This window comes from bacterium (assembly GCA_016702305.1).
GTDB lineage: Bacteria > Electryoneota > RPQS01 > RPQS01 > RPQS01 > JABWCQ01.
Window position 1 is genome coordinate 935,900 of sequence record JADJEH010000001.1, and the last position, 10,771, is coordinate 946,670.

A 10,771-nucleotide genomic window follows, 5' to 3' on the forward strand; every position below is an offset into this window, starting at 1 on the left:
GTCGTCGCTTACGCTCCAACGCGGAAGCGCAAGTACGATTGCACCGCGATCGGTTTGCCGACGGCCTTCTCGGCCACTGCGACAACATCCTTCACGGTCTGCTTCGGTTCCTTAATGAACGGCTGTTCGAGCAGGACGATGCCGGCTAGCCACTTGTTCACGCGGCCTTCGGCGATCTTCGCGACCGCACCTTCCGGCTTGCCTTCAGCCCGGGCGCGGTCCTTTTCGATCTCAGTCTCAGCGCTAATCTTGTCGGCGGGAACTTCCTCACGCACCAGAAAATCCGGGGCCGCAGCGGCAATCTGCATGGCCAAGTCACGCCCCAGCGTCGCTACTTCCGACTGCGAACCATCCACCCCGCCAAGCTTTACAAGCACGCCGAGTTTGTTGTCCGAGTGCACGTACTGGCCAATGTACCCATCCGGCGTTTCGAGCTTGCCGACGCGCGCGATTTCCAACTTCTCGCCGATCTTGCCGATCAACGCAGTCACCTCATCACTCACCGTCGAGCTGCGGAACTTCTGCGCACTAAATTCCTCTACAGTCTTGCCTGCGCCAGCCGACCAGCCCAGCATCAGCATGGCAAGGTCCTTGGCCAATTGCTGAAACTCCTCGTTACGAGCCACAAAATCGGTCTCGCTGCGCAGTTCGACCATCGCCGCGCTCTTGCCGTCAGCCGCCGCGACAATCGCCACAACGCCTTCTTCAGCCGAACGCTCGGCACGCTTCTCTGCGGCCGCTTGGCCCTTCTTGCGCAATATCTCAAGAGCCTTGTCGCGATCGCCATTCGCTTCCGACAACGCTTTCTTACAATCCATCATGCCCGCCCCGGTTTCGCGGCGCAACATCGCCACGTCGGCGGCATTAATCAGTACATCTGACACGGTCTATCTCCAGTAAATTATTTCGGAATATGTGCGCTTATTCGCCTTCGGCGGGAGTCGGCTTGGCCTCATCCTGCGGGCGACGCACACGACGACGACGAGCGCCTTGATCCCCGCCGCCGGGGCCGCCTTGCCCGCCACCACCGCGACGATCGCGTTCACGCTGACGAGCTTCGCCCGTCGCTTCCTGATCGCGCGCTTCCAATTCAGCCTGCGCTTGCCGCAGGTCCGCATTGGCGCGGTACTTGGCAATACCCTCGATCACCGATTCAGCCACAGCGCGAGTAATCAGCGCAATTGACTTGAAGGCGTCGTCGTTCGCCGGAATCGGGAAGTCCACCAGACTCGGATCCACGTTTGTATCGCAAATCGCGATAACGGGAATACCGAGACGGCGCGCTTCCGCCACGGCGATCTTCTCGCGAATGATATCTACCACAAAGATAGCGCCCGGCAAATGACGCATGTCGCGAATGCCGCCCAAAGTATGGATCAGCTTCGCGTGCTGGCGCGTCTTCGTCAGGCGCTCTTTCTTGGAAATCTTTTCGAAGGTGCCGTCGGTCATCTGACGTTCGAGAGTCTCGAGCGTCTTGATGCCTTGGCGGATCGTGGCGAAATTGGTCAGCATGCCGCCCAGCCAACGCTCAACGACAAACGGCGTCTGAGCGCGCTTGCCTTCAGCCGTTATGGCCTCGCGGGCTTGCGTCTTGGTGCCGATCAACAGAATCTGCTGGCCATTGCCGGATATTTCTGTGACCGCCGCGCAGGCGCGCTCCAGCAGAGTTTGCGTCTGGCGCAAATCCACCAAATGGATCCCATTCTTCTGCATCAGAATGTAGGGAGCCATCTTGGGATGCCAACGACGCGTTAAATGCCCAAAATGGGCGCCAGACAGCAGCAGTTGCTGCAGCGTAACACGAGACATGTGTGCTCACTTTCGGGGTTATAAGCGCAACCGGGTCCTCATGTTCTCTCGCAATCCCAAACAGGACACCCGCAAGAGAATCAGAACCGGCGGACTGTGAATGGCGGGCCGGAACCCGCCGATAATTTTAGCGCTTGGAGTACTGGAAGCTCTTACGCGCGCCGGGCTGACCGTATTTCTTACGTTCCTTCTCACGCGGATCACGCGTAAGCAGGTCGTTGGCCCGCAGCACCGTGCGATGCGTTTCGTCTAAGACGGTTAACGCGCGCGAAATGCCCAAACGAAACGCGCCGGCCTGGCCGGACTTGCCGCCGCCATTTACCGTCGCGAAAATGTCAACCTTGCCAAAAGTCTCCGTAACGGTCAGCGGACGCTCTATCAGCATGCGCAAAACGTCGCGCTTGAAATAGCCCAGAACGTCTTTGCCGTTGATGGTGACTTTGCCCGTCCCCGGCGCCAGCCAAACGCGCGCGATCGCGGTCTTGCGGCGGCCCGTAGCGTAAATGCGTGTGTCTTTCATGTTCCCTGTGGCTTAGACGGTGACTACGGCCGGCTGTTGCGCTTCGTGCGGATGCTCGGCGCCGGCATAAACTTTCAGCTTGGCCAACTGCTTGCGGCCCAAACGCGTACGCGGCAGCATGCCCTTGACCGCTTCATAAATCACGCGGTCAGGGTGACGCTCGTTCATGCGGCGCAACAGCGTAAACTTACCGCTGCCCGGATAACGCGAATGCGTGAAATAGGTCTTCTGATCGAGCTTCTTACCCGTGACCTTGACCTTCTCCGCATTGATGACCACGACGAAATCGCCGACGTCAACATGAGGAGTGTAAGTCGCCTTATTCTTGCCGCGCAAGATCGAGGCAACGCGCGTGCTTAGGCGGCCGAGCACCTGGTCGGTCGCGTCTACCACGACCCAACCGCGCTCGGTGGTCTGCGGGCGTGCGAGAAATGTGTTCATTTATCCCAGTCCTTTACGTGCAAAGTCTTGAAATTTAGTGGAAGAGGGCCAAAATGTCAAGAGCCCCCGCTCAGTTCCACTAACGCCCAGATTTGCCTAACTACTTGTTATATATTGCTTACGTCCGAATCGCACCACTGTCCCGGAGTCGAGAGCCCGCCTCCTCTGGAGGTGTTGAGACGATATGAACACCTGTTCCCCACTCAAATCCGGCCTGAGTACTGGTCCGCGGAAGCACGTCCAAAGTCCAAACCGGTCGCCCGGGAAAGCCCGGCGGCGTAGAAAACAGCAGCAGATTGAAGTCAGGCTCGTCACAAACCGCGGCCAAAGCGCGCAGTCCACGCAGAAGGTTTCCCGCAACAGACGATAGCTTATCCGCACTCAATTCGTCAAACCGCTCATGACGGCACGGAAGCAACTGCCACTCATACGGAAATCGTGGCGCAAACGCCGCAAGCCCGATCAATTCACCGTCGTCCCACAGCACCCGCTGGCCCGACCGGCGCTCATGCTCGACCCATTCACAATGCGGGCAGACCGATGTTCCATCGGCAAGACGATTCAACCGCCACTCGATCGCTGTCGGCAGCATGGGCAAACCCACTATCTGCTGGTGCGGATGGACAAGCGTCGCGCCGCCGCGATAGCCCTGGTTGCGAAAAATGTGAACATACTGGATACCGGCCATCGCATAGATGCTGCGCAGCCGCCGTTGCCACACGCGGAATAGCTCCACCCAGTGCGCTGCAGAGTACTCATGCGCCTTGCCGTCGTGCTGCGCACTTTCGACAAGCACCTCGTGCTGACCGAAAGCAGGTGCAGTGAATTCGCTGACAATCACCGAATGCGGGTCGCTCATGACGGCGGGGAAACGATTCGGGAACACACGCCAATTCCAATCAGGCCACAGATCATACTCAATGGATGGCGGCGTGTTGAATTCATGCCCACGGCAAAACGGACAGTCCGCCGGATCTGGCGTCTCAATCTTGAGACTGAACTCCGAAGGGCGTCGGCCGCGCTGTCCGTTGATCAGCACTGTATGACCCCGCAAGGGATCGGTACGAAACTCAGCCATCGCTTCGCGGCATCAATTGACGGACCAATCCACTTCCAACGCAAAATCAACTGAACGCACCGAATGGGTCAATTGCCCGATTGAAATCGCCTCTATGCCGGTCGCTGCGTAATCTCGAATATTGGTCGTTGTTATGCCGCCCGACGCTTCAAGGCCGACGACCTTGCTGTAGCGTTCTACCGCTTCGCGCACCTGCTCAGGCGCAAAATTGTCCAGCAGAATCTGTCGCCAACCCATCTTCACCGCCAGCTCAAGCTCGTATAAGCTCGCAACCTCCACTTTTCCGGCCTCGAGATTGAGCATGGCCGCCGGATCGTGTTCGACTTTTTTGGCCAGCACATCCATCCCGCCCATCACGCCCAGATGATTGTCCTTGACCAGAATCTTCTCGTACAGATTATCCCGATAGGTGTCGCCGCCGCCCGCGCGAACCGCCGCAACTTCAAGCCGCCGCAGGCCCGGCGTCGTCTTGCGCGTGCACCAGATCTTCGTTCCGTACGCGCGAGTCAGCTCGACCAGCTCGGATGTCTTCGTCGCTACCCCCGAAAGGTGGGTCAAAAAATTCAGTGCTGTGCGCTCGGCCTTGAGAATCGCATTGGCGTGCCCGTAGACGGATATGACGCGATTCAATGGCCTCACCCGCGCGCCGTCTTCACACAACGGTGTGACCATCAAGTCGTTGTCCACCGCCAGGAATACGTTTCGCACAATGTCCAAACCGGATACGATCGCATCTTCGCGCGCTTCGATCCAGGCCTCCCCTTTGACATCCGGACCGACCAGCCAGTCCGTTGTGACATCTACTCCGCCCGCAAGGTCCTCGTCCAGGGCCAGTCGTATAATTTCCATCTGCTCTGTGATCACGATAGCTTCTTCAAGTTTGCATATTTCACAGCCAACAACTTCGAACCAAACCCGCTGAAGGCGACGCGTACCTTGAGCATGTCAAGGTCGCCCGATTTCGCCGTCACCGTTCCGATGCCAAATTCCTGATGCTCGACGACGTCTCCGATGCGGAACTCCACCTTCGGCTCGGAGGCGGGCGCTTTCTTGACCAAATTGCGCAGCAGCGGCTGCGGAAGCTGCTGTGCGCTGCGATCTATGATCAACTCATCATCCGCCACAAAGCGTACCGCCGATTTCGCCGGCACCCCACCCCCACGCAGGCGACCGGGATCAATATCGGTAATGAACCGCGATGGCGACTGAAACTCCAGCCGCCCGTTCAGCGGCCGCGCCTCGGCGTATGACAAATACAGACGATCTTTGGCACGCGTCATCGCAACATATAGAAGCCGACGCTCTTCGTCGAGTGCTTCCACCGAATCCTGACTGCGGAAGTGTGGAATGAGATTTTCCTCAACTCCCGCTACAAACACGACCGAAAATTCGAGCCCCTTCGCGGCGTGAATCGTCATCAAGGCCAATCGATCGGCGTGCTCTTCAAGATCATCTATATCAGACACCAAAGCCAGCTCGGTGAGATACTCCACCAGAGTCAACTCGGGCCGTTGCTGGGAGCGTTCCCAGGCCCCCGTCGCGAATTGCCGCAAATTATCGAGCCGGTCCCGGGCGTCGTCGTCATTTTGTTCTTCATACATGCGTTCAAGGCCGCTCTCTTTGAGCGCGCGGTCAACGACTTCGGATATCGCAGCATTCTGCGCAAACTCATGCACGGACGCGACCTTCTCAACAAACTCGGCGATCTTGATTCGCGGAGCACCAGATGCGACGGTCAATACCCAGTCCTTATCGAGCAGCATGGCATTGCCCTTGGGGAGTGCGCGGGCCGCCTCAAACAGTCGCTCAATCGTCGTCGCGCCCACGCCCGGCGCCAATTCACGCATTGTCCGCGACCAAGCCTGTTCGTCGAGCGGGTTGGCAATCACGCGCAGAAAGGCGATGAAATCCTTGATCTCCTTGCGTTCATAGAATTTCAGTCCGCCGACAATCGTATAGGGTATGCGTTGCTGAACCAGCACCTCTTCAAAATAGCGGCTGATTGCGTTGGTGCGAAACAGGATCGCAAAATCGCGCAAACCCAGGCCGCGCTTCTGGCGCAGAAACTCGATCTCGCCAATGATCTCATTGGCCTCGTCCGCGGGTCGCCCGTACGATCGCAGCGTGACTTTCTCGCCGGTCTTGCGCTCCGTCCACAACGTCTTCTCGTGACGGTGGCGGCTGGCGGCAATAACATCGTTGGCGGCGTCCAAAATCGGCTGCGTCGAGCGGTAGTTGCGTTCAAGCCGAAAGATTCGCGCGCCATCGAGTTTCTTGGAAAAATCCAGAATATTGCGATAATTCGCGCCGCGCCAACTGTAGATTGACTGGTCATCATCGCCTACGGCAAACAGATTATTCTGCGGCGCGGCGATCCAGCATGCCAAGTCAAACTGCACCTGGTTCGTGTCTTGAAACTCGTCGATCAGCAGGTAATCATAGCGATGCTGCAGGCGACTCCGAAACTCCTCGTTCGTGCGAATCAGCTCCAAGGGAGTCAACAGCAGGTCGTCAAAGTCGTACGCATTGGCATGCCGCAGTCGCATGCAATAGTCTTCATATATCTCGTCCGCCAACGCCGTGATCGGCGAGCGCGGATCGAGCCTGCTGCCGTTCTTTCGGCGCGAAATTACCGAGCGCACCTGGCGCGGCGTCAGTCCCTCGCGCGAAACCCTGCGTTCACGCATCAGCTCGGTCACCACGGATTGACTGTCATCTTCGTCGTAAATCGTGAAGTCGCGCGACAATCCCGCAAGCTGCGCGTAAGTGCGCAAGATCTGAACACAAAAACCGTGAAACGTTCCCGCCCACGGCAGCTGCTCACCCTCGCCCAAAAACGTCGTCAGGCGTTCTTTAAGCTCGCGCGCCGCTTTGTTTGTGAATGTCATGACCGCGATCGCCGACGGAGGAACGTGCATCTCGCGAATGAGGTGCATCGCGCGGCCCGTCAGTGCGCGCGTCTTGCCCGATCCGGCTCCGGCCAGCACAAGCACAGGACCCGATTCCGTTGTCACCGCCGCATATTGTTCTTCATTCAACGAAGCGAGAAAATCGCGGTGCTGTCCATGGGCTGCGATCAAAGACATCAGCCCTGCACTCCCGCATCCGCTTCAAGGGCCGGCGCGCGCCGCAATTCGTCGAGCTTCTGCTTGGCCTGAAGGTGGTCGCTGTAATTCGACGTAAACGCATGCGTGCCGTCGCCCTGCGCCACGAAGAACAGGTAGGGAGTCGTCGTCGGATTCAACGCAGCTTCCATCGAACGCCTTCCCGGATTGTTGATCGCGCCCGGCGGCAGTCCCGCATAGCGATATGTGTTGTACGGGCTATCCACCTGCAAGTCGCTCAGAAACAGCCGCGATGGTCCCTTGCCCAGCGCGTAGCCCACCGTCGGATCGGCTTGCAGGAGCATGCCTTTGCGCAGCCGATTGTGATATACCGATGCGATAACGCGCGCCTCGCTGGGAATCATGCATTCCCATTCTACAATGCTCGCCAACGCCACCATTTCGTTCAGCGACAGCCCGAGCGCGGCCAATCGTTCGTTCGTGTTCGCGGGCAATTGCATGCGGAAATTCGTCACCATGCGCTCGACAATCTGGTCGGCGCTTTCAAGTCCCGTGAAGAAATATGTATCGGGAAATAGATAGCCCTCGAACGATGGCGCATCAACGTTTAAACGCAGCAGCAATCGCGAATCGAATACTGCATGCATGAACGCCGACGAGTCTACCCCAAGCTCCCGCGCCAGGATCTCCGCCACCTGCCGACTTGTCAAGCCCTCACGCAATGTAACCGGGATACCCACGGCTTTAGCAACACTCAGCGCGCGAATGAGCTCGACAAGCGATTGTCCCAACGCCAGTCGAATTGTCCCGGCCTGCAACTTGGTATCCGAGCCCAGGAATCGGGCCGTCAGCGCGAACAGCCGCGGATGCTCAATCAACCCTTCGCCGTAAAGAATACGTGATATGTCGTCCAGGGATGACCCCTGCGGGATGCGCACGGTGACTTCGCGGCGCGCTCCCTGAATCGCCGCGCCTTCCAGAAACAGCCGCGAACCCAGCTCCAAGGCCGCCAGCAGAATCAAGATAACGACAAGAATCGCCAGGCTAGTCGCCATTCGCCAAGCGCGGCTGCTCACGCATCCTCCACGATGGTTCGCGGCAGCGCAATTCGCATGGTCGTGCCCTTGCCCGGTATGCTCTCTTTGATGCTCAACCTACCACCATGATACTCTTCGATAATGCGCCGCGAAAGTGACAGACCAAGTCCCCAACCACGCTTCTTCGTCGTGAACCCGGGGCGAAAAACCTGTCGTCGGTCACGCGCCGGAATGCCGGCACCGTTATCCTCTACGTCAATGTGGATCCATTCACCGTTCTCGGCGCAGGCGATTGTGATCTGGCCGCCACCGTCCCGCATCGCGTCAATGCTATTGCGAATCAAGTTCTCGAGCACCCAACCGAACAGCTCGACATTGAGGCCCGTCAGCGGGTCGGCCTCATACCGGGCGTCAATCTCAATCGGATTTCCGCTGCGCGGCAACCGCAAACGAAAGTAGTCCACGGTCTCTTCGATTACGTGCCGCACCCGCGTTTGCGTCAGCGCGGTCTTGCTGCCGATCTGCGAAAAGCGCGCAGTTATCCTCTGGAGACGCGACAAGTCACGCTCCATTTCGATTACTGCGTGCGGGTCCCGCCCGTCAGCTTTCAACAACTCAATCCAGCCCATCAACGACGTTAACGGTGTGCCCAATTGGTGCGCCGTCTCCTTGGCCAGGCCAACCCAGACCATGCGTTCTTCGCTACGGCGAATATTCTGAAAACCGAAATAGCCTACGATGATGAACAGCGCGGCCGCCGAAATCTCAATCCACGGCAGCCAGCGCAATTGGCGAATGACGATCGAGTCACCATAATGAAACCAGTCGGTCGTGCCTTCGGCGACCGCGATCGGCAGCGCCGGGTTCCCTTGCGCATCCATGCGCCTGACCAAGCGGGCAAGTTCGGCGCGCGCTTCCGAAGTCGTGTCCTCGGATGCAATCCCGACATTTTTCCAGAGTTTCGGCACGCCACTGCCGTCGGTGACAATAATGGGAAACTCAACGTCCTGAATCTGCAGCAAGGCGAAGCCGATTAGCTCCGGATTGTCGCTCCTGATCAGCGCCGAATACGTCGCGATCTTCTGCGTCAAAGACTGACGCGTGCTCTCTTTGAGCTCCGAGACCAGATATTGCGAGTATGCCAGCACGAAAATGACAAGCACCAGCGCCGCAAGAAAAAGGACGCCCTTGAACGTCCCCGCGCGCTTGATCGAAACATCAGTAATGCTCATTTCGCGCGCTATGCGCCGTGCGGGCGCTCCGCGGCTCCCTGCGTGTCATACTTGATCGGATAGGTGCGCTCACGCTCGTTGGCGTGAGTCATCATCTCGCCAATCAGGCCGAACGAGAAGAACTGCACGCCAATTACCATCAGCAGGACGCCGAGGAACAACAGCGGACGGTTTCCAATTGGTGTGCCCATCATCCAAATTATGGACAAATACAAATTGATGCAGAAGCCCGCGAACCCACTGAGCAATCCCATCGTGCCAAAAAAATGGAGCGGTGCCCGGTTGAAACCGGACAAAAAAACCACGGTCAATAGGTCAAGGAATCCGTTCAGGTAACGGCGCATACCAAACTTTGATTTGCCAAATTGGCGCGCCCGGTGAACCACCGGAATCTCTGTGCAACGATAACCCATCTTGTGGGCCAGGACCGGCAGGAAACGATGCAGTTCTCCGTAAACAAACAAGTCCTTCACGACCGTCTGTCGGTAGGCCTTCAATCCGCAATTGAAATCGTGCAGCCTGATCCCTGACACTTTGCTCGTAATGTAGTTAAAAAACTTCGATGGCAAAGTCTTCTCCAGCGGATCATGCCGGATCTTTTTCCAGCCTGAAACGAGATCGTAACCTTCATCGAGCTTCGCGAGCAGCGCTGGAATTTCGGCTGGATTGTCTTGTAGGTCAGCATCCATCGTGATGACAAAGTCACCCCGTGCCGCCCCGAAACCGACGGACAGCGCTGCCGATTTTCCATGATTGCGGCGCAGCGACAGGATGCGAATGTTCGGATCAGTTGCTTCTAATTCGCGCAGCGCGGCCAACGAACCGTCCCGGCTGCCGTCGTCAACGAATAAGAGCTCGTAGCTCTTGCCCAGGGCACCAAGTGCATCGCTAAGCTGACGGTGCAACTCGCGAATGGACTCAACTTCATCAAATAGTGCGATCACGACGCTGATGTGCGGAGTGGTCATGTGCGATTCACTCTGTTGAAAGAGATTCAGGTGGAAACTGGAGCGACCAGGTCAACCGCGATTTGCCTGACTCGGAGTACAACGTCACCTTGCGATAGGGAAAGTCATTGCGCCCAGTGGCCCGCCGGTACTGCTTCCACAGCGGGTCAAACTGGCTCCGTTGCACGACTTCCAGCGGACCATCCCCGGCTCGGTTGGTTGACCAGCTACCGGCGCTTTTCGATAACGGAATTGGCAGCACGTCATCCAGTCGCCACGCTGGCAATAACACATGGACCGTCTGCTTAAGCGTAGGAGTTTCTTCCGGAGTAAAAAACTCCGGCGATCCAACCGCCGGCCACAGGACCGTCTGCGTGCGGGTAAAATACACCTTGAGGAATAGTTCGCCCCGGCCGTACAGTTCGATGAGGTATTGTCCGTCCCGGGCATGGCGAATGATGCCATCAGCCGTGCCACGCAAACCCGGCGCTCGCAGGCTGATCCTGGCGGTGGCTTGCGCAGGCGCCGCATTCAGATTAGCAAACTCCGCCGGTACGCCATCCAAAGGCCGGAAGTCACGAAAGCGCTCCAGCGGACGCCGTACACTGCAACCGCAGCAAAGCAGGCCAACAATCAAGACGC

At 57.9% G+C, this 10,771-nt stretch carries 11 protein-coding genes; all 11 read right to left on the reverse strand.

From position 1 onward, the window contains the following. Positions 1-8: 8 nt before the first annotated feature. The 11 genes from IPH10_04000 to IPH10_04050 all read right to left on the reverse strand — a co-directional run bounded on the left by IPH10_04000 (position 9) and on the right by IPH10_04050 (position 10,766). A complete protein-coding gene (locus tag IPH10_04000) occupies positions 9-884 on the reverse strand; it encodes an elongation factor Ts (protein ID MBK6910083.1) in 876 nt (291 codons plus the stop codon). Between the two features lie 37 nt (positions 885-921). After that, entirely contained in the window at positions 922-1,809 is an 888-nt protein-coding gene (gene rpsB / locus IPH10_04005) for a 30S ribosomal protein S2 (protein ID MBK6910084.1), read from the reverse strand. Positions 1,810-1,936: 127 nt separating this feature from the next. Next, complete coding sequence (gene rpsI / locus IPH10_04010; GenBank protein ID MBK6910085.1) at positions 1,937-2,329, reverse strand: 30S ribosomal protein S9; 393 nt, start codon at positions 2,327-2,329, stop codon at positions 1,937-1,939. 12 nt (positions 2,330-2,341) lie between these two features. Further along, positions 2,342-2,770: a 50S ribosomal protein L13 gene (rplM, locus tag IPH10_04015; protein ID MBK6910086.1), complete on the reverse strand. Its 429-nt coding sequence runs from the start codon at positions 2,768-2,770 to the stop codon at positions 2,342-2,344. Positions 2,771-2,888: 118 nt separating this feature from the next. After that, a complete protein-coding gene (locus IPH10_04020; protein ID MBK6910087.1) occupies positions 2,889-3,848 on the reverse strand; it encodes a hypothetical protein in 960 nt (319 codons plus the stop codon). Between the two features lie 12 nt (positions 3,849-3,860). Beyond that, positions 3,861-4,712 (reverse strand): carboxylating nicotinate-nucleotide diphosphorylase, encoded by an 852-nt coding sequence (nadC, locus tag IPH10_04025; GenBank protein ID MBK6910088.1) that lies wholly within the window; start codon positions 4,710-4,712, stop codon positions 3,861-3,863. Next, positions 4,709-6,934: a UvrD-helicase domain-containing protein gene (locus IPH10_04030; GenBank protein ID MBK6910089.1), complete on the reverse strand. Its 2,226-nt coding sequence runs from the start codon at positions 6,932-6,934 to the stop codon at positions 4,709-4,711. Before IPH10_04030 ends, nadC begins: the two co-directional genes overlap by 4 nt. Further along, complete coding sequence (gene mltG / locus IPH10_04035) at positions 6,934-7,989, reverse strand: endolytic transglycosylase MltG (protein MBK6910090.1); 1,056 nt, start codon at positions 7,987-7,989, stop codon at positions 6,934-6,936. Before mltG ends, IPH10_04030 begins: the two co-directional genes overlap by 1 nt. After that, positions 7,986-9,182, reverse strand: coding sequence for a HAMP domain-containing histidine kinase (locus tag IPH10_04040; GenBank protein MBK6910091.1), 1,197 nt, complete (start codon positions 9,180-9,182; stop codon positions 7,986-7,988). The genes mltG and IPH10_04040 overlap by 4 nt, the downstream gene beginning before the upstream one ends. Before the next feature lie 8 nt (positions 9,183-9,190). Beyond that, entirely contained in the window at positions 9,191-10,150 is a 960-nt protein-coding gene (locus IPH10_04045; protein ID MBK6910092.1) for a glycosyltransferase family 2 protein, read from the reverse strand. Positions 10,151-10,157: 7 nt separating this feature from the next. Then, positions 10,158-10,766 (reverse strand): hypothetical protein, encoded by a 609-nt coding sequence (locus IPH10_04050; GenBank protein ID MBK6910093.1) that lies wholly within the window; start codon positions 10,764-10,766, stop codon positions 10,158-10,160. Between the last annotated feature and the right edge of the window lie 5 nt (positions 10,767-10,771).

Bases quoted from the DNA above. Each gene is read 5' to 3' on its own strand.
- IPH10_04030 (MBK6910089.1), bottom strand. From the start codon at position 6,934: ATGTCTTTGATCGCAGCCCATGGACAGCACCGCGATTTTCTCGCTTCG.
- rpsI (MBK6910085.1), bottom strand. From the start codon at position 2,329: ATGAAAGACACACGCATTTACGCTACGGGCCGCCGCAAGACCGCGATC.
- IPH10_04045 (MBK6910092.1), bottom strand. From the start codon at position 10,150: ATGACCACTCCGCACATCAGCGTCGTGATCGCACTATTTGATGAAGTT.
- IPH10_04020 (MBK6910087.1), bottom strand. From the start codon at position 3,848: ATGGCTGAGTTTCGTACCGATCCCTTGCGGGGTCATACAGTGCTGATC.
- rpsB (MBK6910084.1), bottom strand. From the start codon at position 1,809: ATGTCTCGTGTTACGCTGCAGCAACTGCTGCTGTCTGGCGCCCATTTT.
- rplM (MBK6910086.1), bottom strand. From the start codon at position 2,770: ATGAACACATTTCTCGCACGCCCGCAGACCACCGAGCGCGGTTGGGTC.
- IPH10_04040 (MBK6910091.1), bottom strand. From the start codon at position 9,182: ATGAGCATTACTGATGTTTCGATCAAGCGCGCGGGGACGTTCAAGGGC.